Origin of the sequence: Pseudomonas sp. NFPP12 (genome assembly GCF_900103205.1) — a bacterium.
GTDB classification, from domain to species: Bacteria; Pseudomonadota; Gammaproteobacteria; order Pseudomonadales; family Pseudomonadaceae; genus Aquipseudomonas; species Aquipseudomonas protegens.
On the sequence record NZ_FMWW01000006.1, the window covers coordinates 83,871 to 109,942 of the forward strand.

Here is a 26,072-nt window from a genome sequence, read left to right on the forward strand (position 1 = left end):
CCCCCTCGAAAAGCCGAGCCCCCATGGAAAAACTCACCGCCAACGCAGCCATCGACCTTCTGAGCCGCCACAGGTTGCCCGGCCTCGACGCCGCCGCGCGCTTCTCCCACCTCCTGAACTGGTGGGGAATAGACAGCGACGACCTTGAATTCGCGGCACTTGCACCCAGCCTGCAACAACAGATCCTGACCCAACCGGAGCCCCCGCAAGAGGTGCAAGACCCACGCTACGACGCGCTGCTGCTGATCGCCCTGCGCGCCGAATATCGCGGCGTGACCCACCTGTACCTGAGGCGCTGCCTGCGTGAAGCCGGGCTGGGTGACTACACCGTCAGCGCGAACATCGAGTGCCTGGAGGCCTGCCCCTGCTGCGGCTACCTGACCCTGGGCGCACGAGGCGAATACGAGATCTGCGACCTGTGCCACTGGGAAGACGACGGCAGCGAAGCGCTGGATGTGCCGAGCGGGCCGAACCATAAAACCCTGGGCCAGGCCCGGGAACAATTCACCCGCGACATGAACCATCTGCCGCTGGACAAATGGCCGCGCGCCACCGAGTACCCTGCATGATTCCAGCGCCACTGATTGCCCTGATCGAAGCCCAGCCCCGCTACCGCCCGCTTCCTGAAAGCGCCGAGGTCACCCTGGCGCTGGAAGCCCTGGGCATTGCCCCGGACAGCGAGTTCGCACAGATCTACCTGGCCTGCCACCCCGCCGATTTCAGCAGCCGCGCCAGCGACGAAGTGCTCCTCGACATTGCCGGGCCCGGCGAGGAAGTTCGCATGGGCACCGAGTTCATCCATGAGGTCTGGGAGCTGCCAGAGAACTTTGTGGCCTTCACCTCATTGCAAGGCGAAGGCGGCTACTTGCTGGACAAGGACAGCGGCGGCGTCTGGGATTTCGACCTGGGCGACTGGGAAGCTTTCGTCGCCGGCCGCATCCCCGCCAGATGGGCCGGCTTCTTCGAATTCATCACCTGGCTGCTGACCGCCGAACCCAGCGACTCCTAGAGGGGTTTATTGCCGTACCAGCGCGGGGTGTACACCCAATCGCCGCCCCCGGCCCGGGGGAAGACGCAGGTGGTGGAGGAGCCCACCAGCACCATGGTGCGCATGTCCACCTGCTCCGGGGTCAGTTCGCCCAGGGTGATGACCCGCAGGGTCTGGCCCGGGCGGCCAATGTCGCGCCCCAATACCACAGGGGTTTGCGGCGTACGGTGCTGGCGCACGATCTCCAGGGCCCGGCCCAGTTGCCAGGGCCGCGAACGGGAAATCGGGTTGTAGAAGGCCAGGACCAGATCCGCCTGGGAGGCGAGGTCCAGGCGCTTCTCGATGATGTCCCAGGGCTTGAGGTTGTCCGACAGCGACAGCACGCAGAAATCATGACCCAGGGGTGCACCGGCCTGGGCTGCGGTGGCCAGGGAGGCGGAGACGCCCGGGAGGATCTCCAGGTCGACGCTGTGCCAGGCCGGGTCGCTGGATTCGTGCAGGGCTTCGAGCACCGCCGCGGCCATGGCGAACACTCCCGGGTCGCCGGACGACACCACCACCACCGAACGGCCCTGGGCCGCCAGCTCGAAGGCGTGACGGGCGCGCTGCATCTCTTCGCGGTTATCGGTGCAGTGCATCACCTGGTCGGCGCGAAACGGACCGGCCATGCGCACGTAGGTTTCATAACCGAGAATGTCGTTGGCCCGGGCCAGTTCGGCTTTCACTGCCGGCACCATCAGCTCGGCGGCGCCAGGGCCGAGGCCGATCACGGCAAGGCGCCCACGGGGGCGACCAATCTGCTCCGGGTCCAGGGGCTGGCTGGCCACAGCAATGGCGATGTCCTCGCCCACCTTCAGCGGCGGCAGCAATTGCGGCACGGCCTGTTGCGCCAGTTCGGCGACACTGTCGGCGGCCGGCAGGAAACGCAACGGTACGCCCAGTTGCGCTGCTGCCTGGTGCAGGGCACGGTCGGCCATGTCGCGGTCAGCGGCCAGCAGGCACGCCACCGACTGCACCGCGATGCGCGCCTGATGCAGAGCCTGGCGGATGTGGGTGGCCAGGTCGCTATCAGCTTCGCCGGCAAGCCGCTGCCCACGGCAGGCAACCAGCACGCTGCGGGGGTAGATCAGCAGCTCATTGGCCACGGGCTCGCGCTCGGCGGAACCGACCCGGATGGTCAGGCGGGCCTGGTCGTTCTCGGGCAGCTTCGCCGCAGCCAGCCAGGGTGCTGCGCCTTCGATGCGCACGCTTTCGCCACCCAGCAGGTCGGAGACGAACCGCTTGCCCAGCTCCAGGTCACCCAGGGCATAGCCACTGGGCGGGTTGAGCAGGCAGGTGCCGAAGCGCAGTTCACCGCTAGTGGTAATAGCCGCGGCCACTCCAAGGCCCGCAGCGATTTCCCGGGCCATGACGTTGACGCCGCCCAGGCCGCCCAGCAGCGGCACCACGGCGCTGCCGTCTTCGGCCACCGCCAGCACCGGCGGCTCGGCGCCCTTTTCCAGCAGCAGCGGCGCCAGGGTGCGGATCACGATGCCGGCCGCACACAGGGCGATGATGGGCGTGTCCTGCTGATAGAGCTGGCGCAGGGTCGCGCCGAATTCGTGGTAGACCCGGTCGGCGCCTTCGACCCGTTCCGCCAGACCGTGGATCAACGAGTCGGGATACAGCCGCTGGATCTGCCGTGCGGTGTCGAGGCTGCCTTGGCCAAGGATGACGATGGCCGGAGTTGAACGGGCCATCAGCCTTGCCACCTTTCGCCGGGAACGATGATCAGCGAGAAGTACGGCGAGGACATCGGCTCCACGTCATCCAGCGGCACGATCTTCTGGTTGGCCATGGTGGCGCGCTCGACGTACAGCGCACGCCGCGCCAGCCCCAGTTCTTCCAGGACCTGGCGCACCTTGGGGAAGTTGCGTCCCAGCTTCATCACCACCGCCGCATCGGCGTCCGCCAGGCGACGCTTGAGTTCCTCATGGGGCAGCACCCCGGAAAGCACCGACAGGCTCTGGTTGCGATACACCAACGGCGCGCCCAGCACCGAAGCGCCGCCCAGCATCGAGCACACCCCCGGCACCACTTCGGCCTGGTAACGCTCGGCCAGCCGGTCGTGCAGGTACATGTAGGAGCCGTAGAAGAACGGGTCGCCTTCGCAGATCACCGCCACGTCGCGGCCGGCGTCCAGGTGCTGCGCCAGCTCCTCGCTGGCGCTGTCGTAGAAGTCGCTGATCACTTGTTCGTAGGACAGCGGCGCCGGCAGCACCTCGGTGGTGACCGGGTACACCAGGGGCAGCAGGGTCTGGGCCTGTTGCAGATGCCCTTCGATGATGCCGAAGGCATTGCCCTTCTTGCCCTTGGCGACGAAGTAGGCCACCACCGGTGATTCGCGCAGCAGGCGCAGGGCCTTCAGGGTAATCAGTTCCGGGTCACCGGGGCCCACGCCAAGGCCGATCAAACGTCCGGGCTGCTGCATCATTCGACCTCCGTGGCCAGGGCATTGACCGCTGCCGCCGCCATGGCGCTGCCGCCCAGGCGGCCCTGCATGATCACGAAGGGCACCCCGCGGCTGTCGGCGGCGAGCATCGCCTTGGATTCGGCGGCGCCGACGAAGCCCACCGGGAAGCCGAGGATCAGCGCCGGTTTCGGCGCGCCCGCATCGAGCATTTCCAGCAGGTAGAACAAGGCGGTGGGCGCGTTGCCGATCACCACCACGCTGCCTTCCAGGTGCGGGCGCCACAGCTCCAGGGCCGCAGCGGAACGGGTGTTGCCCAGCTCCCGGGCCAGCGCTGGCACGCTGTCGTCGCGCAGGGTGCAGATCACCTGGTTGTTGGCCGGCAAGCGGGCCCGGGTAATACCCTCGGAAACCATGCGCGCATCGCAGAGAATCGGCGCACCGGCCGCCAGGGCATCGCGCCCGGCCTTGCCGGCGCCCTCGGAAAACTGCAGGCCGTCGACGGCCTCGACCATGCCGCAGGCATGGATCACCCGCACGGCGAGTTTCTCCAGGTCGGCGGGAATGCGCTCCAGCCGGGCTTCTTCGCGAATGATCGCGAAGGAGTTGCGATAGATCTCCTGACCGTCGCGGATGTAATCAAGCATCAAGGTTGCTCCGTGGGCGGGCATCGAGCAATGCCTCTGCCGCTTCAATAGAAAGGTTGCGTGCGTGCAGCGTGCCGAAACCCGGCAGCGCTGCATCGCGCAAATACAAGTCATAGCGCCCTGGGGCCACCGCCAGCAGGGTGGCCGGCGCCACATGAGCGGCGGCGCAGGAACGCGGGCAGGCGGACAGGTGCACATCCAGTTGGCGGCCATGGCGCTGGAGCAGTCCTGCCAGTTGCAGGGCGTCGCTTTTGGTGTCGGCCAGGGCCTTGCCGCAACCACTGGAACCGGTGCAGGCAATCAAGTGAGCCAAGGCCTGTTGCGGGCTGCACAGCAGGCCCAGTTGCTCCAGGGCGGCAGTGGCCGCCGGCGCATCCGCCGCGGCGATCGAGGGCAGCAGCAGGCTCTGCCAGGGGGTCAGGCGCAGGCTGGCGTCGCCGTACTCTCGGGCCAATTGCGCCGCGCCCTTGAGCATGGCCGGATCGAGCCGCCCCAGGGGCGTGCCCGCGCCAACATAGACCTGCCCGGAAGCAGCCTGTGGATAAGTACCGATGTGCAGCCCGGCATCACTGGTCTGGCGCCGCCAGCCACCGATATTCAACAGCGGCCGGCTCAGGCGGGGCTCCAGTTGAGCGAGGAAATCCTCCCGCGACATGTCCATCAGCAGGTGACGCATGCGCGTCTGTTCCGGCCGCGCCAGGTCGAGAAACAACTCCAGCACGGCCACCAGCAGCTCGTGGCCCTGGTCCTGCGCCACCGCCGCCAGGGGTTCATCCACCGGGCAGCCAGCCAGGCCGAACGCCAGCAGCCCCTGGCCGTCGCGCTCAAGGGCCGACAGCCACAGGTCATGGTGATGTTCGAGCATGGCCAGGGCTTCGCCACCGTCGAGCTGTACGGCGAACTTGGCCGACAGTTGGTGAAAGCGCGGATGGCCCTGCAAGGTGTCGAGAATCTGCGCGGCCAGGGGTCGGGTATCCATCAAGCACTGCCGATCGATCCCGGCGCAGGGGCTGAGCATCAGGTTGCGCACATCGTCACCGGCGGCAGTAGTCGGCCCAAGCCCGGCAGCCAGCAGTGCGGCGATCAGTGCCTGATGCTCCGGGCCGATGCCGCGAATCTGCAGGTTGGCGCGGTTGGTGGCCTCGATCACGCCACCGGCGTAAGTCTGCGCCGCCTCGGCCACTGCCACGGCCTGCTCCGCGCTGATGACGCCGCCAGCCAGCTTGATCCGGCAGATGCCACCGTCCAGCGCCGGGACGATGCGCAGTAACCCCGGGCAGGCCGAGGGGCGGATGGCAGTGGACATCGAGCGTTCGTTCAAGGGGGTGACCGGCCGTGTGGGAAAAGCGCTTCGTCAGCGAAGGCGCGGTATTATGCCTGCTTTGTCCGAAGGCATGAAAAGCCTGCCTGTCGGAACAACAGGTTTTGCGTTCGAGGAATAGAGATGTCGCCCTGGCTGACAGTAGTGGGAATCGGTGAAGACGGCTTCAAGAGCCTTGGCAGAAATGCCCGGCACGCCCTGCTGGGCGCATCAAAGATCGTCGGCGCCCAACGCCAGCTGGACCTGCTGCCACCCTGCATCCGTGGCCAGCGCCAGCTGTGGCCCAGCCCGTTTTCCCTGGAGCCGGTGCTGAGCCAGCGTGGTGCTGCAGTCTGCGTCCTGGCCAGCGGTGACCCCATGCTGTTCGGCGTCGGCGCCAGCCTGGCGCGGCAGCTGCCCGCAGAGGAAATCCAGGTACTGTCCTTTCCTTCGTCCTATTCCCTGGCGGCTGCGCGCCTGGGCTGGCCTTTGCAGGAGGTGATCACGCTCTCTGTGGTCGCACGGCCGATCAGCGCACTCAGCGCCCAACTGTCCGGCGGGGTACGCCTGCTGGTGCTGAGCAATGACGGCCACAGCCCGGCCGCCATCGCCGGCCTGCTGCGCGAGCGCGGTTTCGGCCCGAGCCGGATCAGCGTGCTGGAACACCTGGGCGGCCCCCTGGAGCGGCGCATCGACGGCACCGCCAATGACTGGGCCGACCCGGCAATCGCCGACCTCAACCTGCTGGCCATCGAATGCCTGGCCGAAGCCAGCACCCCGCGCCTGTCGCGGCTCGCCGGCCTGCCGGACTCGGCCTTTCGCCACGACGGCCAGTTGACCAAGCGCGACGTGCGAGCCATGACCCTGGCGCGCCTGGCACCGGTGCCCGGCGAGCTGCTCTGGGACGTGGGTGCCGGCAGCGGCTCCATCGGCATCGAGTGGATGCGTACCCACCCCAGCTGCCGCGCCCTGGCCATCGAGGCCGACGACGGCCGCCAGCAATTGATCGAACACAACCGCGAGGTACTCGGCGTGCCCGGGCTGCAACTGATACGCGGCCGCGCGCCCCAGGCACTGGCCGGGCTGGAACGCCCGGATGCGATCTTCATCGGTGGCGGCGTGACCCGCGAAGGCGTGCTGCAGGCCTGCTGGGAACAACTCAAGCCCGGCGGGCGCCTGGTGGCCAATGCCGTGACCCTGCAAAGCGAAATGACCCTGATGGACTGGCGAGAACGCCACGGCGGCGAGCTGACCCGCATCCACATCGCCCAGGCCCAGCCACTGGGAGAGTTCGACACCTGGCGCCAGGCCCTGCCGATCACCTTGCTGGACCTGCACAAGCCCCGGGACCTGCCATGAACCTTGCAGGTGCGGGCTTGCTCGCGAATACGTCCGCCCAAGAGACCGAAGTGCGCCCTTGGCGAGCAAGCTCGCCCCTGCGAGGGCTGGGGCATGCGTGAAGAAACAGCGGAACAGCCCGCGCCCCTGCGCAGCGGCCTGACCACCGGCAGTTGCGCCACCGCCACCAGCCTGGCCGCCGCGCGCCTGCTGCTCGAGGGCAGCAATGCCGATGCGGTGCAGATCATCCTGCCCAAGGGCAAGCAGGTGCAGATGCGCCTGGAATTCTGCCGCCACACCGCCGACGGCGCCGAAGCCGGCACTATCAAGGACGCCGGCGACGATCCGGACGTGACCCACGGCGCCCTGCTGTACTCCCGGGTGCGCCTGACCCCTGAACCGGGCATTCGCTTCGTCGCCGGCCAGGGCGTCGGCACCGTGACCCGCCCCGGCCTGGTGCTGGCGGTGGGCGAGCCGGCGATCAATCCCGTACCGCGCCGGATGATCGGCGAGCACCTGCAACGGCTCGCCGAAGAACGGGCCTACCCCGGCGGTTTCGAGATCACGGTGAACGTCGAGGGCGGAGCGGAACTGGCCCTGAAAACCATGAACCCGCGCCTGGGGATTCTTGGCGGGCTGTCGATCCTGGGCACCAGCGGCATCGTCCGGCCCTTCTCCTGCGCGGCCTACATCGCTTCGATCCATCAAGGCATCGACGTGGCCAAAACCAATGGCTACCTGCACATCGCCGCCTGCACCGGCAACGCCAGCGAGGACACCATGCGCCGGGTCTACGAACTGCCGGAAATCGCCCTGATCGAAATGGGCGACTTCGTGGGTGCGGTGCTCAAGCACTTGCGCAAAGTACCGGTGGATAAACTCAGCCTGTGCGGCGGCTTCGGCAAGATCAGCAAGCTGGCCGCCGGGCACATGGACTTGCACAGCCGCCACTCCAGTATCGACCTGCCGCAACTGGCGCAATGGGCCGCCGATGCGGGGGCCGACCCGGTCCTGCAACAGGCGATCCGCCAAGCCAATACCAGCCAGCAGGCATTGGCCATGGCCAGCGCCGCCGGAGTCGCGCTGGGCGATGCGGTCTGCCGGCACGCCCTGGATTTCGCCCGCAGCGTGGTGCCGCCCCAGGTCCAGGTAGAGGTCTTTGCCATCGACCGCCAGGGCGGCATCGTCGGCCACGCCGGAGGTTTCCAATGACCCGTATCCTGCTGCTGGGCGGGGTCACCGAGGCCCTGGCCATCGCCCGCACCCTGGGCCCGGAACATATCTACAGCCTGGCCGGGGTCGGTCGGGTGCCCGGTGACCTGCGGTGCCAGGTACGGGTCGGCGGCTACGGCGGCGCCGAGGGCCTGGCGCGCTTTATCCGCGAGCAGCGGATCGGCCTGCTGCTGGATGCCACCCACCCCTACGCAGCACAGATCAGCGCCAATGCCGTGGCCGCCGCGAAGAGCGCTGGCGTGCCCTGCTGGGCCTTGCGGCGCCCGGCCTGGCAGCCGCAACCGGGTGACGACTGGCGCGAGATCGACGGCTGGGCGCAACTGGTGGAGGCCCTGCGCCCCTTCAAGCGGCCACTGTTCACCCTGGGCCGCGAGCCCCTGCAGCACCTGGATGAAATTCCCCCCGGGCAATTCTGGACCCTGCGCGCCCTGGAGGCCTGCCCGGGCAACGAGCACTGCGAAGTCATAGGTGCCCGCGGGCCGTTCCTGATCGAAGACGAGCGGCAGTTGTTCGCCCGCCGGCAGATCGACGTGCTGATCAGCAAGAACAGTGGCAGCAGCGCCACCGAACCCAAGCTGGAAGTGGCCCGCGAGCGCGGGCTGCCGGTGCTGGTCCTCAAGCGTCCGGACCTGCCCGAAACGGATCGCAGTTTCAGCAGCACGGCCCAGTTGCTGCTGGCCCTGGGCTTGCCGGATAAAGCCTGACAGACAAAACCATCGCGCCCCACAGCAACATGGGAAACCCCTGGCAGCGCGCGCCAATTCCTTGCTTTAGCCTTCCTTGAACAGCCTCAGTGACGCCGGCGCCGGGCAGGACCGCCTGTCGCTTCACTGGGTTTTTCGCGGACAAATGGGTTGCCGCGACGTATCCCAAGGAATACATTTTCCATGTTCGTTTTCGAGCAGACTCCTGAGTTCAGCCGCTGGCTGCTGAACCTGAAGGACCCGCAAGGGAAAACCCGTGTACTGGCCAGGATCCGCGCCGCACAGCTGGACCGTTTTGGCGACTGCGAACCTGTGGGCGAAGGCGCCCACGAGATGCGCATCCACCGCGGCCCGGGTTACCGGGTGTACTTCTCGCGCCGCGGCAAAGTGATCTACCTGCTGTTGATCGGCGGCGACAAGGCCACCCAGAAACGCGATATCCAACGGGCCAGGCAACTGGCCTGCGACCTCAAGAGCGAGGGCTGAAACATGCGCACCCCAGTGACCCGCTTCGACGCGGCGGAGTACCTCAAGACCCCTGACGACATGGTCGCCTACCTCGACGCCTGCTTCGAGGAGGACACCGGCGACGGCGTGCTGATCCGCGCCGCACTCAACGACATCGCCCGTGCCCGCGGCATGACCCAGGTCGCCCGTGACACCGGCCTGGGCCGCGAAAGCCTGTACAAGGCCCTCGGCAGCCAGGGCAACCCGGAGTTCGCGACTATCATCAAGGTGATGAAGGCCCTGGGGTTGAAGATCAACGTCAGCAACGCCTGAACCGCTCCTGCGACACCACACCGCACACGGTGTTTTTTTACTTATCCACAGCGATCAGGCTAAATACCCGCCTGATCGCTCAACCGACGGATCGCCCACCATGTCCCGACAACGGCTCGCATTTGCCTGGATCGCCTGCTTCGCAGTGCTGTTCAACATGCTTGCCATGCCGCTTTCCGGGGCCATGCAGCGCAACGATTCGGGGCTGGACGAGCAACTGCTGTGGGGCAGCTTCTGTTCCTCCACCGGCACCAAGCTGGTGGCCATTTCCCTGGGCAAGCTCGACCAGCAAGCGCCACAGAACGACGACCATTCCACCATGCAGCACTGCTGGTGCTGCTCCGGCTCGCCGCCGCTGGTGGCTTTGCCCGGGCACGTTCCCCAGCTGTCTTTCACCCGCTTCGCAGTCCAGCCGGGCGCACCGCAACCGCAGGTAGAACGGCTCACCCTGCGCCAGCAATGGCCCAGCCTGAACCCCGGTGCCCCGCCTCTGGCATGATTCCCTTTCGCAAGTGATCTGCGTCTTTGAATCGTTCTGGAGAACTCACATGTCCAAACCATCCCTGGTCAAGCAATCCCTGCTGCTGGCCGCACTGCTACTGCCTGCCTGTTTCGCCACCGCCCACGACTACAAGGCCGGTGACCTGCAGATCGCCCATCCCTGGTCTCAGGAACTGCCGCCGAACGCGCCCACCGTGGCCGCGTACTTCGTGGTGCACAACCCGGGCAAGAGCGCCGACACCCTGCTCAGCGTCGACTCGCCGATCGCCGGCAAGGCCGAGCTGCACGAGCACGTCAAGCAAGGCGACATGATGAAGATGCAACAAGTGGCCAAGGTGGCGGTGCCCGCAGGTGGCGAGGCGACCTTCGCCCCCATGGGCTACCACGTGATGTTGCTGGAGCTCAAGGACCGCAGCCTGCTCACCGACGGCAAGCGTTTCCCGCTGACCCTGCACTTTGAAAAAGCCGGTGACGTCACGGTCGAAGTGGCGGTGCAGAAGCAGGCGCCGGACGCCATGCAAGGGCATATGCACGCCCAGTAAGCACTGACCGGCCCTCACCGTGAACGCCCCGCACGCGCCTGGCCGCAGGCGGTCCGTGCCGCGCCGCGACTCGTCTGGAGTCCGCCGCGGCAGCTGGATCAGCCTGTTCGCCATGCTGATGATCTTTATCGGCCCGCTGATTTCCCAGTCGATGCCGATGGATCACGCGATGCCGATGAACATGTCCGTTTCCATGGACATGGGCGACGCTGCGCCCGGCTGCCACGGTGAAAGCCCGCACCACGCACAGAAGGGCAGATCCCAGGGCGAAGAGCATGTGCTCTGGGAAAAATGCGGCTATTGCAGCCTGCTGTTCAATTGCCCGGCACTGCCTTCGGCGCTGTCGTTCGCCGCTCTGTTCACGCCGCCCACACCGTATTTCCTGATCCCCGCCACGCGCCTGGGCCACGCCCGGCAGACCGTGTTCCCCGGCGCCCTGACCCGCGCCCCACCGTTCCTCGCCTGAGTCTTCAGCTCATCTCACACGGCCGGCTGTCAGCGCGACAGACGCGTACCTGCGGCCGTGTCATTCAAGACCGAACGATGGAACATCTATGTTTTCTGCCGACTCTCGCCTGGGCGTTGCCCAGCCACTCAAGACCTTCGCCCTGAACCCTGCGCGCCAGCACTTCAACCGCGCCCTCGTGGTCCTCTGCGGCGCTCTGCTGACGCCCCTGGCGCTAGCCGACGATGCCGCAACGGACCACTCCCGGCACAGCACCGAACTGAGCCCGACGGTGATCACCGCCATCGCCCCCAGCTCGCCCCTGACCGTGGTCACCAACCCCAAGGACCCGCGCCAGCCGGTGCCGGCCAGTGACGGCGGCGACTACCTCAAGACCATTCCCGGCTTTGCCCTGGTGCGCAACGGCGGCACCAACGGCGACCCGGTGCTGCGGGGCATGTTCGGCTCGCGGCTGAACATCCTCACCAACGGGGGCATGATGCTCGGCGCCTGCCCGGGCCGCATGGACGCGCCGACCTCTTATATCTCTCCGGAAACCTACGACCGGCTGACCGTGATCAAGGGCCCGCAGACCGTGCTCTGGGGCCCGGGCGCCTCGGCCGGCACAGTGCTTTTCGAGCGCGAACCGGAACACTTCGGCGAACTTGGCACCCGGGTCAATGCCAGCCTGCTGGCCGGCTCCAACGGGCGCTTCGACAAGACCCTGGATGCCGCTGCCGGTGGCCCCCTGGGTTATGTGCGGGTGATCGGCAACACCGCCCACGCCGACGACTACCGCGACGGCAACAATGACACCGTGGCCTCGCGCTACGACAAGTGGAACGGTGACGTGGCCCTGGGCTGGACCCCGGACGCCGACACCCTGCTGGAACTCACTGCCGGCAAGGGCGATGGCGAAGCCCGCTACGCCGGGCGCGGCATGGACGGCTCGCAGTTCAAGCGCGAAAGCCTGGGCCTGCGTTTCGAGAAGTCCAACCTTGGCGAGGTGCTGGACAAGGTCGAGGCCCAGGTCTACTACAACTACGCCGACCACGTGATGGACAACTACAGCCTGCGCACCCCATCCGGCACCGGAATGATGGCCGGCCCCATGGCCTCCAACGTCGACCGTCGCACCCTCGGGGCGCGGCTCAAGGCCACCTGGCGCTGGGCCGACCTGCAACTGATCGGCGGCCTGGACGCCCAGACCAACGAACACCGCAACCGCGCCAGCAGCGGCATCGACACCTACAAGGAGCTGCCCCGTACCAAGGACGCCGACTTCCACAACTACGGAGCCTTCGGCGAGCTGACCTGGTACGCCGCCGAGCGTGACCGGATGATCACCGGCGCGCGCCTGGACCGCGCCTCCGCCAAGGACTACCGGCAAAGCATCGGCTCGGGAATGATGACCCGCCCCAACCCCACCGCCGGCGACACCCGGGCCGATACCCTGCCCAGCGGCTTCGTGCGCTACGAGCATGACCTGGCCGACAGCCCGACCACGCTCTACGTCGGCCTTGGCCACACCCAGCGCTTCCCCGACTACTGGGAGCTGTTCTCGCCGAAAATGGGCCCGGCCGGCTCGGTGAACGCCTTCGATTCGATCAAGCCGGAAAAGACCACCCAGCTCGACTTCGGCCTGCAATACCAGGGTGAAGACCTGGAAGCCTGGGCCTCGGGCTACATCGGCCAGGTGCGCGACTACATCCTCTTCGACTACAACTCGAAAATGATGGGCATGAGCACCTCTCGGGCCGAGAACATCGACGCCCGGATCATGGGCGGCGAACTGGGCGCGGCCTACAAGCTGACCTCCAACTGGAAAGCCGACGCGACCCTGGCCTACGCCTGGGGCAAGAACAGCAGCGACGGCAAGGCCCTGCCACAGATGCCGCCGCTGGACGCGCGCCTGGGCCTGACCTACAGCGAGGACGACTGGAGCGCCGGGGCCTTGTGGCGCGTGGTCGCCGCGCAGAACCGGGTGGACCTGAACAAGGGCAACGTGGTCGGCAAGGACTTCGGCAAGAGCGGCGGCTTCGGCGTGTTCTCCCTCAACGGCGCCTACCGGGTGACCAAGAACCTCAAGCTCAGCACCGGGGTCGACAACCTGTTCGGCAAGGCCTACGCCGAGCACCTGAACCTGGCGGGCAATGCCGGCTTCGGCTATCCGGCGACAGACCCGCAAGCCATCAAGGAACCGGGGCGCACGCTCTGGACCAAGGTTGACCTGAGTTTCTGATGCCCCTTCGCCGGCACGCCGTCTCCTTGTCGCAGGAGCCGGCTTGCCGGCGAACAGCCCCCATAAGAAAAGATCCACAGCCCTGCGGAGCCTTCCCCGATGAACCGACCCAAAGTGTCTTTCTACAACCTGGCCTGGCGCTGGCATTTCTACGCCGGGCTGTTCGTCGCCCCCTTCATGGTGATGCTGGCCCTGACCGGCATCGTCTACCTGTTCAAACCGCAGCTGGACCCGCTGATGTACCCCAGCCTGCTCAAGGTGCCTGCCGCCCACCACAGCCTCAGCGCCGATGAGCTGTTGCAACGGGTTCAGGCCGCCTACCCCCAGGGCCATATCAAGCAGTACCTGCCCCCTGTGGATGCCGAGCGCAGCGCGCAGTTCGTGGTGCAGCACAAAGGCCAGGAACTCAATGTATTCATCGACCCCTACCACGGCGACGTGCTCGGCGAGCAGGATGCCAAGGGCAACCTGCAGGCCATGGCCCGGGCCATCCATGGCGAGCTGATGATCGGCACCCCGGGTGATCGGCTGGTGGAACTGGCCGCGAGCTGGGGCATTGTCCTGGTGGTCTCGGGCCTGTACCTGTGGTGGCCGCGGGGTAAGTCTTCGGCCGGAGTACTCTGGCCACGCTGGAGTGCCCGCGGCCGCCTGTTCTGGCGTGACCTGCACGGTGTGCTGGGTTTCTGGGGCTCGGCCTTCCTGCTGCTGATGCTGCTCAGCGGCATGACCTGGACCGGCTTCTGGGGCAAGCAGTACGCCGACCTGTGGAACCGCTTTCCGGCGGCCATGTGGAACGAGGTGCCGACCTCCGACCAGCAGGCCGGAGAGCTCAACAGCGCCAGCCGCCAGACCGTGCCCTGGGCCCTGGAAAACACCCCCATGCCGATGTCCGGCGACCACGCCGAGCACATGGCCCACAACGCCGGCAATACCGCTGCGGCCGTCCCCGCCATCAGCCTGCAGGCGGTGCAGGACATCGCCCGTCAGCGCCAGGTCGAAGCGGGCTACAGCATCACCCTGCCGAGCACGGCGACAGGGGTATTCACCATCGCCGTATTCGCCGACGACCCGCGCCACGACGCCACCCTGCACGTCGACCAGTACAGCGGCCAGGTGCTCGCCGATGTGCGCTGGAAGGACTACAGCAACGTGGCCCGGGCCACCGAGCTGGGAGTGATGCTGCACGAAGGCAAGATGTTCGGGCGCTTCAACCAGATCCTGGTGCTGGTGGTGTGCCTGATGATCCTGCTCGGCGCCGTGAGTGGTCTCATCATGTGGTGGCAACGACGGCCCCAGGGCCGGCTCGGCGTACCACCGCTGCGCCACGACCTGCCACGCTGGAAGACCGCAATGCTGGTCATCGGCCTGCTGGCCCTGGCCTTCCCGCTGGTGGGGGCTTCGCTGGTCGTGGTCTGGCTGCTGGACCGCCTGCTGCTATCGCGCTGGAACCGTGATCCTGAATCAGCCTCATCTTCAACATGAATCAGCCGAGATGCGCATTCCAGAGGGCTCTGTACACTCCGCGCGCTTCAGTTGCGCACAGTTATAATGTTACTTTATAACGCTTAGTGTAAGATCCCCGCCCGCAGCCTCATCCGCTGCGGGCAACCCTCTGGAAAAAGTGATTCACCGTCCCGATGAACAAGTACCTGCTGCCCAGCCTCTGCCTGATGGCCCTGACTTCCCCGGCCCAGGCCGACGGCTCCGCCCTGACCCTGCCCACCGGCACCATCTCCGCCGCTGCCGGCGAAGCCGACGACAGCATCCGCCTGGCCACCCCCACCAGCGCCGGTTCGCGCCTGGGCCTGAGCGCCCTGGAAACCCCGGCCAGCACCGACAGCCTGAGCGGCGATCGAATCCGCGCCCGGGGCGATCGGAGCATCCAGGACGCGGTATCGCGCAGCGCCGGCATCAGCCGCACCGGCACCCCGGGCGACGGCGGCACCGCGCTGTCGGCACGGGGCTTTACCGGGCAGAGTTCGGTGATGCAGCTGTATGACGGCAACCGCATGTACACCGGCATGGGCACCGTGACCTTCCCGGTGGACACCTGGGCGGTGGAGCGGGTCGACGTGCTGCGCGGCCCGGCCTCGGTGCTGTACGGCGAAGGCGCCACCGGAGCGGTGATCAACACCGTCCCGAAAAAGCCGTTCAGCGGCGAAATCGAAAACCACCTGCGCCTGGGCTACGGCTCCTTCGATCGCCAGCAGCAGGCCCTGGACAGCGGCGGCTCCCTGAGCGACACCCTGAGCTACCGGCTCAACCTCAACCGCGAGCGCAGCAACGGCTGGATCGACCGGGGCGATTCCTCCGGCGACTTCGTCAGCGCTGCCCTGCGCTGGCAGGCCCGTGACGATCTGGCCTTCACCCTGGCCCACGACTACGGCGACCAGAACCCGATGAACGACTTCGGCACGCCGCTGATCGACGGGCGTTTGCACAAGAGCCTGCGGGACAAGAACTACAACGTGCGCAATGACAAGCAGCACTACAACGACCAGTGGACCCGCCTGACCAGCCAATGGCAGATTTCCGACAACCTCAGCGCCAGCAACGAGCTGTACTACCTCAAGGCCCAGCGCCGCTGGCAGAACGCCGAGAACTACAACTACGATCCGGCCAACCGGCAACTGACCCGCAGCGGCAACTTCGGCATCGGTCACCAGCAGGAACAGGTCGGCGACCGCCAGACCTTCACCTTCAAGCACTCACTGTTCGGCCTCGACAGCCAGACCCTGACCGGGGTCGACTACAACCGCATCCGCTTCCACATGAAGAGCAACTCGCCCTTCACCGACAGCTTCAGCAACGGTCAGCCGGTGGACCTGTACCACCCGGCCCCGGACGACTTCGCCAGCGACAGCCCCTACCGCGACCAGTTCAAGACCACCACCAGGCAGATGTCGGTGTTCGCCGAAAACCGCCTGCAGCTCAGCGAGCGCTGGTCCCTGGTGAGCGGTGTGCGCCGCGACTACGTGCATATTGATCGCGATGACTTGAAGGACGACAGCCGAAGCGACAAGACCCTGACCGGTAACAACTGGAAGGCCGGGCTGGTGTTTGCGGTGACCCCGGACACCTCCCTCTATGGCCAGTACTCCACCAGCACCGACGGTGTCGGCGGGCTGATTTCCCTGAGCAAGAGCCAGCAGCAATTCGACCTCTCCAGCGCCAGGCAGACCGAGATCGGCCTCAAGCAGATGTTCTGGGACCAGCGCGGCGAATGGACCCTGGCGGCCTATCACATCGTCAAGAAGAAGCTGCTGACCGATGTCCCGGGCGACCCGGACCTGAAACAGCAGGTGGGCCAGCAATCCTCCAACGGCCTGGAAGCCAGCCTGGACCTGCAACTGCCCCGCGCCTGGCAACTGCAGGCCAACGCCGCCATCGTTCGCGCCCGGTACGACGACTTCCAGCAGGACGTCGACGGCGTGCAGGTCTCCCGCGACGGCAAGCGCCCGGTGGACGTGCCACGGCGCACCGCCAACCTGTGGCTGAGCAAGGCCCTCGACGATGACCTGCGGGCCGGCGCCGGAGTGCGCTACGTAGACGCACGCTACGCCGACATGGCCAACCGGAATCAGTTGCCCAGCTACACCGTGGTGGATGCTGCGCTGTCGTGGAAAGCCCTGCCTAGCACCACCCTGGGCCTGCAATTGAACAACCTGTTTGACCGCCAGTACGCGCAAAGCCAATACAATGACGGCCAGCAATGGATACTCGGCGAGCCGCGCTCGTTCTTCGTCACCGCTGACTACACCTTTTAACCTCACCTGCGGCCACCGCGCGGGGACCACACGGATACGGCATGACCTCGCTGAACCTCACCAACCTGGCCTGGACACCCCTGGGCCAGGGCCACTGCCACCACCAGTTCCAACTGCGTGAGGCCAGCCTGCAGGTGGCGGCCGGCGAGTTCGTCGGCCTGATCGGGCCCAACGGCAGCGGCAAGACCAGCCTGCTGCGCTGCGCCTATCGCTTCAGCAAGCCGCAGCAGGGCGAGGTGCAGCTTGAGCATCAGAATGTGTGGAAGCAGTCGCCGCGCTGGTGCGCGCAACGCATCGCCGTGGTCCTCCAGGAGTTTCCCGACGCCTTCGGCCTGACTGTGGAAGAGGTGGTCGCCATGGGCCGCACCCCGCACAAGGGCCTGTTCGACGGCGACACCCAGGACGACCGGCGCATCGCCCGCGAGGCCCTGGAATCGGTGGGCCTGCTGGGCTTCGAGGACCACGCCTTCGCCACCCTGTCCGGCGGTGAGAAACAGCGGGTGATCCTGGCCCGCGCCCTGGCCCAGCAACCCCAGTTGCTGATCCTCGACGAGCCCACCAACCACCTCGACCCGCGCTACCAGCTGGAGTTGCTGCAGCGGGTCAAGCGCCTGGGCATCGGTACCCTGGCGAGCATCCACGACCTGAACCTGGCCGCCGCCTTCTGCGACCGCCTGTATGTCCTCGACCACGGGCGCATCGTCGCCAGCGGCACGCCCGGCGAGGTGCTCACCGTCGAGTTGCTGCGCAACGTCTTCGGCGTCGAGGCGCTGATCGACGCCCATCCCCTGTCCGGCTACCCACGAATCACCTGGATCACCCAACCATGACCTTGCGCTCCCTGCTTCGCTCCAGCCTGTTCCTGGCCCTGTCTCTGGGGGCCGCCCAGGCCTTCGCCGAGGCCACCCATTACCCGCTGACCATCACCAGCTGCGACCGCGAAGTGACCTTCAAGCAAGCACCGAAACATGCCCTCAGCCATGACATCAACATGACCCAGATGATGCTCGCCCTGGGGCTCAAGCCACGCATGGTGGGCTACAGCGGGATCAGCGGCTGGAAGGCCGTGACCCCGCAGATGAGCGCCCTGCTCGACGGCCTGCCGGAACTGGCGGCCAAGTACCCGTCGGTGGAAACCCTGCTCAATGCCAACGTCGACTTCTTTTTCGCCGGCTGGGACTACGGCATGCGCGTGGGCGGCGACCTCACGCCACAGACCCTGGCGCCGCTGGGGATCAACGTCTACGAGCTGACCGAGTCCTGCGCCTTCGTGATGAAGCGCCCGGCCGCCAGCCTCGAGGACACCTACACCGACCTGCGTAACCTCGGGCGGATCTTCGACGTGCAGGATCGCGCCAACGCCCTGATCGCGCAGATGCAGGAGCAGGTGGCCCAGGTACAGAAGGACCTGCCCAGGGACAAGCCGCGGGTATTCCTCTATGACAGCGGCGAAGACCGGGCCATGACCTCGGGCCGCCTGGGCATGCCCCAGGCCCTGATCGACGCGGCCGGCGGGCGCAATATCCTCGATGACGTCGACGCCAGCTGGACCCGGGTCAACTGGGAAACCGTGGTCGAGCGCAACCCGCAGGTGATCGTGATCGTCGACTACAGCGAAGTCAGCGCCGAGCAGAAGCAGCAGTTCCTGCTGAACAACAAGGCCCTGCAAGGAGTCGATGCGATCAAGAACCAGCGCTTTATCGTCATCCCCTATGTGCAGGCCACGCCGGGCATCGACAACGTGCTGGCGGTGGAAACCCTGGCCAAGGGTTTCCACGGCGAATGACCAGTCCCCGCTATGCCGCACTGTTGATGGCCCTGGGCGCCCTGCTGCTGGCGTCCTGCGTGGTGTCCCTGGGCTTTGGCCCGGCGCGGGTGCCGGTGGAGGTGGTGGGGCGCATTCTGTTGCACAAGGCCCTGGGCCTGGGCGTTGTGGACTGGAGCCCGGGCCAGGAGCACATCGTCTGGCTGATCCGCGTGCCGCGCATGCTCCTGGGGGCCCTGGTGGGTGCCGGGCTGGCACTGATCGGCGCGGTGCTGCAGGCGGTGACCCGCAACCCGCTGGCCGACCCGCACCTGCTGGGGGTGACCTCCGGCGCCACCCTCGGCGCGGTGATCGTGGTGCTGCACCTGGGCCAGGTCATCGGGCTTTTGACCCTGCCCCTGGCGGCCTTTGTCGGCGCCCTGCTGAGCATGGCGCTGGTGCTGGGGATCGCCGCCCGCAACGGCCGCCTGGACAGCGACCGGCTGTTGCTGTGCGGGGTGGCGGTGTCGTTCGTGATGATGGCCGCGGCCAACCTGCTGCTGTTCATGGGCGACCACCGCGCCAGCTCCGCAGTGATGTTCTGGATGCTCGGCGGCCTGGGCCTGGCGCGCTGGGAACTACTGGCGATCCCCGCCGCCAGCGTGCTGCTGGGGCTGGTGTTGCTGCTGGGCATGGCACGCCCGCTGAACGCCCTGATGGCCGGCGAGCAGACCGCCGTGACCCTGGGCCTGAACGCGCGCAATGTGCGCCTGAAGGTGTTCCTGATTGCCTCGCTGATGACCGGAGTGCTGGTGTCCATCAGCGGCTCCATCGGTTTTGTCGGGCTGATGGTGCCGCACATTGCCCGGCGCCTGGTGGGCGCCGAACACCGCCGGCTGCTGCCGGTGTGCGTACTGCTGGGCAGCGTGTTCCTGGTCTGGGTGGATGTGGCTGCGCGCACCCTGATCGCCCCCGAGGACCTGCCCATCGGCGTGGCCACCGCGGCCATCGGCGGGGTGTTCTTCATCGGCCTGATGCGCCGCCGCTGACTGTGCCCGCCTCTGTAGGAGCCGGCTTGCCGGCGAAGGCGCCCGTAGGCCTTGTGCCAGGTTCAAGGGCCTCTTCGCTGGCCAGCCAGCTCCTACAATCGTCGCCCTTGCTTTAAGATCGCGCGCTTGGATCTCTCAGGATGAGTCTCATGTTCAGAACCGCACTCTTGGCCTTGCTGCTCGGCACCTCCCTTGGCGCTGTGGCCGACACCTCTGTCGACGTCTCGAAAATCTACGGCAACATCCAGATCGTCAACAGCTTCCCCGACTACAAGGTCAAGGTGGTGAACTCCTTCCCCGACCTGAAGGTGAAGCAGGTCAACTCCTTCGCCGACGCGCCGGGCAAGTGGAAAATCGTCAACAGTTTTCCCGACTACAAGATCCAGATCGTCGACTCCTTTCCCGACTTCACCATCAAATATGTCGATTCCTTCCCGGGCGTGAACTGAAGCCACCCCCAGGCCACGGCTGCCGCCCAGCGGCAGCACCACAATGACGCACCCCGACGCACCAGCCCCTTGCCCAAGCCTCGTCTTGGGGCATCACCTCCCCCGCCCGCGCCGTTAAAGCGACGTTTTCATGCCTTGCGCCGACTCGGCACACCCCTTGCAAAACAGCCCTTCAGCAGTCCGCATCTACCACCTGAAAAATCAAGAGTTCATGGAGATCGCACAATGAAGCGTCGTAGTTTGCTCAAGGCTTTCACTCTCACGGCAAGCATTGCCGCGATGGGCATGACCTGGACCGTCCAGGCCGCCGAAACCATCAAGGTGGGGATCCTGCACTCGCTGTCGGGCACCATGGCGATCTCCGAAACGTCCCTCAAGGACATGGCGCTGATGACCATCGACGAAATCAACGCCAAGGGCGGGGTCAACGGCAAGCTGCTGGAGCCGGTGGTGGTGGACCCGGCCTCGAACTGGCCGCTGTTCGCCGAGAAGGGCCGCCAGTTGCTGACCCAGGACAAGGTGGCGGTGGTATTCGGCTGCTGGACCTCGGTGTCGCGCAAGTCGGTGCTGCCGGTGTTCGAGGAGCTCAACGGCCTGCTGTTCTACCCGGTGCAGTACGAAGGCGAAGAGATGTCGCCCAACGTCTTCTACACCGGCGCCGCGCCGAACCAGCAGGCGATCCCGGCGGTGGAATACCTGATGAGCGAGGACGGCGGCAGCGCCAAGCGCTTCTTCCTCCTGGGCACCGACTACGTCTACCCGCGCACCACCAACAAGATCCTGCGTTCGTTCCTGCACTCCAAGGGCGTGGCCGACAAGGACATCGAAGAGGTCTACACCCCGTTCGGCCACAGCGACTATCAAACCATCGTCGCCAACATCAAGAAGTTCTCCGCCGGTGGCAAGACTGCGGTGATCTCCACGGTCAACGGTGACTCCAACGTGCCCTTCTACAAGGAACTGGCCAACCAGGGCCTGAAAGCCACCGACGTGCCGGTGGTGGCCTTCTCGGTGGGCGAGGAAGAACTGCGCGGCATCGATACCAAGCCACTGGTGGGCAACCTCGCGGCCTGGAACTACTTCGAGTCGGTGGATAACCCGGTGAACCAGAAGTTCGTCGCCGCCTGGAAAGCCTACGCCAAGGCCAAGAACCTGCCGGGCGCGGACAAGGCGGTGACCAACGACCCGATGGAAGCCACCTACGTCGGCATCCACATGTGGGCCCAGGCCGTGGAGAAAGCCAAGTCCACCGATGTCGACAAGGTTCGCGAGGCCCTGGCCGGGCAGACCTTCGCCGCCCCTTCGGGCTACACCCTGACCATGGACAAGACCAATCACCATCTGCACAAGCCGGTGATGATCGGCGAGATCCAGCCCGACGGTCAGTTCAACGTGGTCTGGCAGACCGAAGGCCCGATCCGTGCCCAGCCCTGGAGCCCGTTCATCCCGGGCAACGACAAGAAGCCGGACTACGCGGTCAAGAGCAACTGATCCGAACCTGACGCCTTCCCCGTAGGAGCGAGCTTGCTCGCGACGAGGTCCGCAGGACCTCCAACGAAAACCGCCCGGCTGGCCGCTGCGCGGATCGCGAGCGAGCTCGCTCCTACAGGTTATCCGGGCGCTTTCAAGGACACCGATATGCCCACTGCCCTCTACCGTTTGATCCTCGCCGGCCTGCTGTTACTGCCATGGACGGCCCAGGCCGGGGATGCCGAAGACTTCGTCGCCGGCAACTCCGGCGAGCAGGCCCGGCTCCTGGAAACCTGGGCCGCGCAGCCCGACCCGGCGCGCCTGGAACTGCTCAACACCCTGCAGCAGGGCCAGTTGAACATCGCCGGCGAAAGCAGAACCCTGCGCCTGAACAACCGCCTGCGGGGCCTGATCGACAGCGCCCTGGCCAGCCACCAGTTGCTCGCCAGCGACGCCAACAGCCGTCTGGCCGCCGCCCGCCAACTGCAGAAAAGCGCCAAGCCGGCGCAACTGAAATTCCTCGATGCCCGACTGGCCGCCGAGCAAGCCCCCGACGTGCACGATGCCCTGAGCCTGGCCCTGGCCAACCTGCAACTGGTGGACAGCGACCCGGCGGTGCGCCTGGCCGCCGTGCGCCTGCTGGGGGAAACCGGCGACCCGCTGGCCCGCACCCGCCTCGAAGGCCTGCTCGAACCCGGGGTCGAAGCCGATGCCGCGGTACGCACCGCGGCCGAAACCAGCCTGGCCCAGGTCAAGCGCAAGCTACTGGTGGGCGAAGTGCTGGGCCAGGCCTTCAGCGGCCTGTCCCTGGGTTCGATCCTGCTACTGGCGGCCCTGGGGCTGGCCATCACCTTCGGCCTGCTGGGGGTGATCAACATGGCCCACGGCGAGATGCTGATGCTCGGCGCCTACGCCACCTATGTGGTGCAGTTGCTGTTCCAGCGCTACGCCCCGCAAGCCATCGAGTACTACCCACTGCTGGCGCTGCCGGTGGCGTTTTTCGTCACCGCCGGGATCGGCATGGCCCTGGAGCGCACGGTGATCCGCCACCTCTACGGCCGGCCCCTGGAAACCCTGCTGGCCACCTGGGGCATCAGCCTGATGCTGATCCAGCTGGTGCGCCTGCTGTTCGGCGCGCAGAACGTCGAAGTGGCGAACCCGGCCTGGCTGTCCGGCGGCATCCAGGTGCTGCCCAACCTGGTACTGCCCTACAACCGCATCGTGATCATCGCCTTCGCGCTGTTTGTCGTGGTGCTCACCTGGCTGCTGCTGAACAAGACCCGCCTGGGCCTGAACGTGCGCGCGGTGACCCAGAACCGCAACATGGCTGCCTGCTGCGGCGTGCCCACCGGGCGCGTGGACATGCTCGCCTTCGGCCTCGGCTCGGGCATTGCGGGCCTGGGCGGCGTGGCCCTGAGCCAGATCGGCAACGTCGGCCCGGACCTGGGCCAGAGCTACATCATCGACTCGTTCCTGGTGGTGGTACTCGGCGGGGTCGGGCAACTGGCCGGCAGCGTGCTGGCGGCCTTCGGCCTGGGGGTGGCGAACAAGATCCTCGAACCGCAGATCGGCGCCGTGCTCGGCAAGATCCTGATCCTTGCGCTGATCATTCTGTTTATCCAGAAACGCCCGCAGGGACTCTTCGCACTGAAAGGACGGGTGATCGACTGATGAATCAACCACTGCTCATTACCGCCACCCAGAAAGCCGGGCCCAGGGTCACGATCACCGTCGGGGCGTTGCTGCTCCTGGTGCTACTGGCCCTGCCGCTGCTGTCGCTGCTACCGGCGGACCACCCGCTGCAGGTCTCGGCCTACACCCTGACCCTGGTGGGCAAGATCCTCTGCTACGCCATCGTCGCCCTGGCCCTGGACCTGGTCTGGGGCTACGCCGGGCTGCTGTCCCTGGGCCACGGCCTGTTCTTCGCCCTGGGCGGCTACGCCATGGGCATGTACCTGATGCGCCAGGCCGCCGGGGATGGCCTGCCGGCCTTCATGACCTTCCTTTCCTGGAGCGAACTGCCCTGGTACTGGGCCTGCACCGAGCATTTCCTCTGGGCCCTGTGCCTGGTGGTGCTGGCCCCGGGGCTGCTGGCCCTGGTGTTCGGCTTCTTCGCCTTCCGCTCGCGGATCAAGGGCGTGTACTTCTCGATCATGACCCAGGCCCTGACCTTCGCCGGGATGCTGCTGTTCTTTCGCAACGAGACCGGCTTTGGCGGCAACAACGGCTTTACCAACTTCCGCAGCATCCTGGGCTTCGGTATCACCGAACCGGGCACTCGGGCGGTGCTGTTCCTGGCCACGGTGGCGCTGCTAGTGGGCAGCCTGTACCTGGGCTGGCGCCTGGCCCGAAGCAAGTTCGGCCGGGTGCTGACGGCCCTGCGCGACGCCGAGAACCGCCTGATGTTCTGCGGCTACGACCCGCGCGGCTTCAAGCTCTTCGTCTGGGTCCTGAGCGCCGTGCTGTGCGGCCTGGCCGGGGCCCTGTACGTGCCCCAGGTGGGCATCATCAACCCCAGCGAAATGTCCCCCACCAACTCCATCGAGGCCGCCGTGTGGGTCGCCCTGGGCGGGCGCGGCACGCTGATCGGCCCGCTGCTGGGGGCCGGTGTGGTCAACGGCATGAAGAGCTGGTTCACCGTGGCCTTTCCCGAATACTGGCTGTTCTTCCTCGGTGCGCTGTTCATCGTCGTGACCCTGTACCTGCCCAAGGGCGTGATCGGCCTGCTGAACAAACGAGGTGAACAATGAGAGTCACAGCAACGGCGGACTTCATGCTCGAACCCATTCTCGACACCAACAAGGACGCCGGCACCAGCCGCGACGCCATCGGCCTTGGCCACGCCGCCGGCAAGGGCCTCAACACCCGCCACGGCACCATCCTGACCCTGGAGGACATCAGCGTCAGCTTCGATGGTTTCAAGGCGCTCAACGACCTCAACCTGTACATCGGTGTCGGCGAGTTGCGCTGCATCATCGGCCCCAACGGCGCCGGCAAGACCACCCTGATGGACGTGATCACCGGCAAGACCCGCCCCTCCCGGGGCAAGGCCTGGTTCGGAGAAACCCTGGACCTGACCCTGATGAGCGAAGTGCAGATCGCCCAGGCCGGGATCGGCCGCAAGTTCCAGAAACCCACGGTGTTCGAGGCCCTGAGCGTGTTCGAGAACCTGGAACTGGCGCAGAAGACCGACAAGTCGGTGTGGGCCAGCCTCGGGGCACGCTTGAGCACAGAACAGCAGGACCGCATCGCCCAGGTGCTGGAGACCATTCGCCTGAGCCCTTCGGCCCAACGCCAGGCGGGCCTGCTGTCCCACGGCCAGAAGCAGTTTCTGGAGATCGGCATGCTGCTGATGCAGGACCCGCAACTGCTGTTGCTGGACGAACCGGTGGCGGGCATGACCGACGCCGAGACCGAATTTACCGCCGAGCTGTTCAAGACCCTGGCGGGCAAGCACTCGCTGATGGTGGTGGAACACGACATGGGCTTTGTCGGCTCGATTGCCGACCACGTCACCGTGCTGCACCAGGGCAGCGTGCTGGCCGAAGGCTCCCTGGAACAGGTGCAGGAAAACGAACGGGTGATCGAGGTGTACCTCGGCCGTTAGCGCAACCGTCGTTCGCCGGCAAGCAGGCTCCTACCCCTCCCGCAGGAGCTGGCTGGCCAGCGAAGACCACCCCGCAATCCCCACAAAATTCGAGTACCCGACCATGCTCCAAGTCGACAAGCTGCACCAATACTACGGCGGTAGCCACATCCTGCGCGGCCTGAGCTTCGAGGCCCGGATCGGTGAAGTCACCTGCCTGCTGGGGCGCAACGGCGTGGGCAAGACCACCCTGCTCAAGTGCCTGATGGGCCTGCTGCCGGCCAAGGAGGGCGCGGTCAACTGGGAGGGCCGGGGCATCACCGGCTACAAGCCCCATCAGCGCGTCCACGCCGGGATCGCCTACGTGCCCCAGGGCCGGGAAATCTTCGGCCGCCTGACCGTGGAGGAAAACCTGCTGATGGGCCTGGCCCGCTTCCCCGGCTCCCAGGCCAGGGAAGTGCCGGCCTTCATCTACGAACTGTTCCCGGTGCTGCTGCAGATGAAGCAGCGCCGTGGCGGCGACCTCTCCGGCGGCCAGCAGCAACAACTGGCCATCGGCCGGGCCCTGGCCAGCCGCCCGCGCCTGCTGATCCTCGATGAGCCCACCGAAGGCATCCAGCCCTCGGTGATCAAGGAGATCGGCGCGGTGATCAGCAAGCTCGCGGCCCGGGGCGACATGGCGATCCTGCTGGTGGAGCAGTTCTACGACTTTGCCGCCGAACTGGCCGACCAGTACCTGGTGATGTCCCGGGGGGAAATCATCCAGCAGGGCCGCGGCGAAAATATGCAGGCCGAGGGTGTACGCGGCCTGGTTACGATCTAATCTGTAGCCTCCTAA

The 26,072-nt window shown here is 66.4% G+C and carries 26 protein-coding genes; 22 read left to right on the top strand and 4 right to left on the bottom strand.

Translation table 11 applies throughout. The features are described from left to right. The first annotated feature begins 23 nt into the window (after window positions 1-23). The gene (locus tag BLS75_RS25285) at window positions 24-569 is read left to right on the top strand and encodes a CPCC family cysteine-rich protein (RefSeq protein WP_065364912.1); all 546 of its coding nucleotides are present in this window, start codon (window positions 24-26) and stop codon (window positions 567-569) included. Continuing rightward, window positions 566-1,009 (top strand): SMI1/KNR4 family protein, encoded by a 444-nt coding sequence (locus tag BLS75_RS25290; RefSeq protein WP_065364911.1) that lies wholly within the window; start codon window positions 566-568, stop codon window positions 1,007-1,009. Before BLS75_RS25285 ends, BLS75_RS25290 begins: the two co-directional genes overlap by 4 nt. Here BLS75_RS25290 and cobJ read toward each other — a convergent pair. From cobJ to cobG, 4 genes are read right to left on the bottom strand one after another with little or no spacing between them, the layout of a single operon-like run. After that, window positions 1,006-2,727, bottom strand: coding sequence for a precorrin-3B C(17)-methyltransferase (cobJ, locus tag BLS75_RS25295; RefSeq protein ID WP_072451996.1), 1,722 nt, complete (start codon window positions 2,725-2,727; stop codon window positions 1,006-1,008). The genes BLS75_RS25290 and cobJ overlap by 4 nt on opposite strands. After that, window positions 2,727-3,458: a precorrin-2 C(20)-methyltransferase gene (locus tag BLS75_RS25300; protein ID WP_026020077.1), complete on the bottom strand. Its 732-nt coding sequence runs from the start codon at window positions 3,456-3,458 to the stop codon at window positions 2,727-2,729. The genes cobJ and BLS75_RS25300 overlap by 1 nt, the downstream gene beginning before the upstream one ends. Continuing rightward, entirely contained in the window at window positions 3,458-4,084 is a 627-nt protein-coding gene (locus BLS75_RS25305; RefSeq protein WP_011059025.1) for a precorrin-8X methylmutase, read from the bottom strand. The genes BLS75_RS25300 and BLS75_RS25305 overlap by 1 nt, the downstream gene beginning before the upstream one ends. Beyond that, on the bottom strand, window positions 4,077-5,390 hold the full coding sequence (cobG, locus tag BLS75_RS25310) for a precorrin-3B synthase (RefSeq protein WP_072451997.1): 1,314 nt from the start codon (window positions 5,388-5,390) through the stop codon (window positions 4,077-4,079). The genes BLS75_RS25305 and cobG overlap by 8 nt, the downstream gene beginning before the upstream one ends. A 138-nt stretch (window positions 5,391-5,528) precedes the next feature. Here cobG and cbiE point away from each other — a divergent pair, with 138 nt between their 5' ends. The 20 genes from cbiE to urtE all read left to right on the top strand — a co-directional run bounded on the left by cbiE (window position 5,529) and on the right by urtE (window position 26,057). Continuing rightward, on the top strand, window positions 5,529-6,743 hold the full coding sequence (cbiE, locus tag BLS75_RS25315) for a precorrin-6y C5,15-methyltransferase (decarboxylating) subunit CbiE (protein WP_072451998.1): 1,215 nt from the start codon (window positions 5,529-5,531) through the stop codon (window positions 6,741-6,743). 93 nt (window positions 6,744-6,836) lie between these two features. After that, a complete protein-coding gene (locus BLS75_RS25320) occupies window positions 6,837-7,934 on the top strand; it encodes a cobalt-precorrin-5B (C(1))-methyltransferase (RefSeq protein ID WP_072451999.1) in 1,098 nt (365 codons plus the stop codon). Further along, entirely contained in the window at window positions 7,931-8,659 is a 729-nt protein-coding gene (locus BLS75_RS25325; RefSeq protein ID WP_072452000.1) for a cobalt-precorrin-6A reductase, read from the top strand. The genes BLS75_RS25320 and BLS75_RS25325 overlap by 4 nt, the downstream gene beginning before the upstream one ends. Before the next feature lie 183 nt (window positions 8,660-8,842). Beyond that, window positions 8,843-9,145, top strand: coding sequence for a type II toxin-antitoxin system RelE/ParE family toxin (locus BLS75_RS25330; RefSeq protein WP_072452001.1), 303 nt, complete (start codon window positions 8,843-8,845; stop codon window positions 9,143-9,145). A gap of 3 nt (window positions 9,146-9,148) precedes the next feature. Beyond that, the gene (locus BLS75_RS25335) at window positions 9,149-9,439 is read left to right on the top strand and encodes an addiction module antidote protein (RefSeq protein ID WP_072452002.1); all 291 of its coding nucleotides are present in this window, start codon (window positions 9,149-9,151) and stop codon (window positions 9,437-9,439) included. Window positions 9,440-9,539: 100 nt separating this feature from the next. Beyond that, complete coding sequence (locus BLS75_RS25340) at window positions 9,540-9,938, top strand: DUF2946 domain-containing protein (protein WP_072452003.1); 399 nt, start codon at window positions 9,540-9,542, stop codon at window positions 9,936-9,938. A 49-nt stretch (window positions 9,939-9,987) separates the two neighbouring features. After that, window positions 9,988-10,482, top strand: a complete 495-nt coding sequence (locus tag BLS75_RS25345) for a copper chaperone PCu(A)C (protein ID WP_065364905.1) — start codon at window positions 9,988-9,990, stop codon at window positions 10,480-10,482. 55 nt (window positions 10,483-10,537) lie between these two features. Continuing rightward, entirely contained in the window at window positions 10,538-10,948 is a 411-nt protein-coding gene (locus tag BLS75_RS25350) for a DUF2946 domain-containing protein (protein ID WP_065364904.1), read from the top strand. 88 nt (window positions 10,949-11,036) lie between these two features. Next, window positions 11,037-13,169, top strand: a complete 2,133-nt coding sequence (locus BLS75_RS25355) for a TonB-dependent copper receptor (RefSeq protein WP_072452004.1) — start codon at window positions 11,037-11,039, stop codon at window positions 13,167-13,169. Window positions 13,170-13,268: 99 nt separating this feature from the next. Next, window positions 13,269-14,651: a PepSY-associated TM helix domain-containing protein gene (locus BLS75_RS25360; protein WP_072452005.1), complete on the top strand. Its 1,383-nt coding sequence runs from the start codon at window positions 13,269-13,271 to the stop codon at window positions 14,649-14,651. Between the two features lie 155 nt (window positions 14,652-14,806). Continuing rightward, on the top strand, window positions 14,807-16,936 hold the full coding sequence (locus tag BLS75_RS25365) for a TonB-dependent receptor (RefSeq protein ID WP_072452006.1): 2,130 nt from the start codon (window positions 14,807-14,809) through the stop codon (window positions 16,934-16,936). A 41-nt stretch (window positions 16,937-16,977) separates the two neighbouring features. Continuing rightward, window positions 16,978-17,766, top strand: coding sequence for an ABC transporter ATP-binding protein (locus BLS75_RS25370; RefSeq protein ID WP_053156130.1), 789 nt, complete (start codon window positions 16,978-16,980; stop codon window positions 17,764-17,766). Further along, entirely contained in the window at window positions 17,763-18,722 is a 960-nt protein-coding gene (locus tag BLS75_RS25375; RefSeq protein WP_072452007.1) for an ABC transporter substrate-binding protein, read from the top strand. Before BLS75_RS25370 ends, BLS75_RS25375 begins: the two co-directional genes overlap by 4 nt. Then, window positions 18,719-19,729, top strand: coding sequence for a FecCD family ABC transporter permease (locus tag BLS75_RS25380; RefSeq protein WP_011059011.1), 1,011 nt, complete (start codon window positions 18,719-18,721; stop codon window positions 19,727-19,729). The genes BLS75_RS25375 and BLS75_RS25380 overlap by 4 nt, the downstream gene beginning before the upstream one ends. A gap of 149 nt (window positions 19,730-19,878) precedes the next feature. Next, entirely contained in the window at window positions 19,879-20,178 is a 300-nt protein-coding gene (locus BLS75_RS25385; RefSeq protein ID WP_015633974.1) for a 7(1) septoil knot domain-containing protein, read from the top strand. A gap of 225 nt (window positions 20,179-20,403) precedes the next feature. Further along, complete coding sequence (gene urtA / locus BLS75_RS25390) at window positions 20,404-21,669, top strand: urea ABC transporter substrate-binding protein (RefSeq protein WP_019094029.1); 1,266 nt, start codon at window positions 20,404-20,406, stop codon at window positions 21,667-21,669. Window positions 21,670-21,816: 147 nt separating this feature from the next. Then, a complete protein-coding gene (urtB, locus tag BLS75_RS25395; RefSeq protein ID WP_072452009.1) occupies window positions 21,817-23,319 on the top strand; it encodes an urea ABC transporter permease subunit UrtB in 1,503 nt (500 codons plus the stop codon). Continuing rightward, window positions 23,319-24,398 (top strand): urea ABC transporter permease subunit UrtC, encoded by a 1,080-nt coding sequence (gene urtC, locus BLS75_RS25400; protein WP_072452010.1) that lies wholly within the window; start codon window positions 23,319-23,321, stop codon window positions 24,396-24,398. The genes urtB and urtC overlap by 1 nt, the downstream gene beginning before the upstream one ends. Further along, on the top strand, window positions 24,395-25,255 hold the full coding sequence (gene urtD / locus BLS75_RS25405; protein WP_011059006.1) for an urea ABC transporter ATP-binding protein UrtD: 861 nt from the start codon (window positions 24,395-24,397) through the stop codon (window positions 25,253-25,255). Before urtC ends, urtD begins: the two co-directional genes overlap by 4 nt. Before the next feature lie 103 nt (window positions 25,256-25,358). After that, the gene (gene urtE / locus BLS75_RS25410) at window positions 25,359-26,057 is read left to right on the top strand and encodes an urea ABC transporter ATP-binding subunit UrtE (RefSeq protein WP_072452011.1); all 699 of its coding nucleotides are present in this window, start codon (window positions 25,359-25,361) and stop codon (window positions 26,055-26,057) included. Window positions 26,058-26,072 lie beyond the last annotated feature (15 nt).

Bases quoted from the DNA above. Each gene is read 5' to 3' on its own strand.
- urtE (WP_072452011.1), top strand. From the start codon at position 25,359: ATGCTCCAAGTCGACAAGCTGCACCAATACTACGGCGGTAGCCACATC.
- BLS75_RS25335 (WP_072452002.1), top strand. From the start codon at position 9,149: ATGCGCACCCCAGTGACCCGCTTCGACGCGGCGGAGTACCTCAAGACC.
- BLS75_RS25290 (WP_065364911.1), top strand. From the start codon at position 566: ATGATTCCAGCGCCACTGATTGCCCTGATCGAAGCCCAGCCCCGCTAC.
- urtD (WP_011059006.1), top strand. From the start codon at position 24,395: ATGAGAGTCACAGCAACGGCGGACTTCATGCTCGAACCCATTCTCGAC.
- BLS75_RS25320 (WP_072451999.1), top strand. From the start codon at position 6,837: ATGCGTGAAGAAACAGCGGAACAGCCCGCGCCCCTGCGCAGCGGCCTG.
- urtC (WP_072452010.1), top strand. From the start codon at position 23,319: ATGAATCAACCACTGCTCATTACCGCCACCCAGAAAGCCGGGCCCAGG.
- BLS75_RS25340 (WP_072452003.1), top strand. From the start codon at position 9,540: ATGTCCCGACAACGGCTCGCATTTGCCTGGATCGCCTGCTTCGCAGTG.
- BLS75_RS25305 (WP_011059025.1), bottom strand. From the start codon at position 4,084: ATGCTTGATTACATCCGCGACGGTCAGGAGATCTATCGCAACTCCTTC.
- urtB (WP_072452009.1), top strand. From the start codon at position 21,817: ATGCCCACTGCCCTCTACCGTTTGATCCTCGCCGGCCTGCTGTTACTG.
- BLS75_RS25285 (WP_065364912.1), top strand. From the start codon at position 24: ATGGAAAAACTCACCGCCAACGCAGCCATCGACCTTCTGAGCCGCCAC.
- cobG (WP_072451997.1), bottom strand. From the start codon at position 5,390: ATGTCCACTGCCATCCGCCCCTCGGCCTGCCCGGGGTTACTGCGCATC.
- BLS75_RS25300 (WP_026020077.1), bottom strand. From the start codon at position 3,458: ATGCAGCAGCCCGGACGTTTGATCGGCCTTGGCGTGGGCCCCGGTGAC.
- BLS75_RS25365 (WP_072452006.1), top strand. From the start codon at position 14,807: ATGAACAAGTACCTGCTGCCCAGCCTCTGCCTGATGGCCCTGACTTCC.
- BLS75_RS25355 (WP_072452004.1), top strand. From the start codon at position 11,037: ATGTTTTCTGCCGACTCTCGCCTGGGCGTTGCCCAGCCACTCAAGACC.
- BLS75_RS25325 (WP_072452000.1), top strand. From the start codon at position 7,931: ATGACCCGTATCCTGCTGCTGGGCGGGGTCACCGAGGCCCTGGCCATC.
- urtA (WP_019094029.1), top strand. From the start codon at position 20,404: ATGAAGCGTCGTAGTTTGCTCAAGGCTTTCACTCTCACGGCAAGCATT.
- BLS75_RS25345 (WP_065364905.1), top strand. From the start codon at position 9,988: ATGTCCAAACCATCCCTGGTCAAGCAATCCCTGCTGCTGGCCGCACTG.
- BLS75_RS25330 (WP_072452001.1), top strand. From the start codon at position 8,843: ATGTTCGTTTTCGAGCAGACTCCTGAGTTCAGCCGCTGGCTGCTGAAC.
- BLS75_RS25370 (WP_053156130.1), top strand. From the start codon at position 16,978: ATGACCTCGCTGAACCTCACCAACCTGGCCTGGACACCCCTGGGCCAG.
- BLS75_RS25380 (WP_011059011.1), top strand. From the start codon at position 18,719: ATGACCAGTCCCCGCTATGCCGCACTGTTGATGGCCCTGGGCGCCCTG.
- BLS75_RS25360 (WP_072452005.1), top strand. From the start codon at position 13,269: ATGAACCGACCCAAAGTGTCTTTCTACAACCTGGCCTGGCGCTGGCAT.
- BLS75_RS25375 (WP_072452007.1), top strand. From the start codon at position 17,763: ATGACCTTGCGCTCCCTGCTTCGCTCCAGCCTGTTCCTGGCCCTGTCT.
- cobJ (WP_072451996.1), bottom strand. From the start codon at position 2,727: ATGGCCCGTTCAACTCCGGCCATCGTCATCCTTGGCCAAGGCAGCCTC.
- cbiE (WP_072451998.1), top strand. From the start codon at position 5,529: ATGTCGCCCTGGCTGACAGTAGTGGGAATCGGTGAAGACGGCTTCAAG.
- BLS75_RS25385 (WP_015633974.1), top strand. From the start codon at position 19,879: ATGTTCAGAACCGCACTCTTGGCCTTGCTGCTCGGCACCTCCCTTGGC.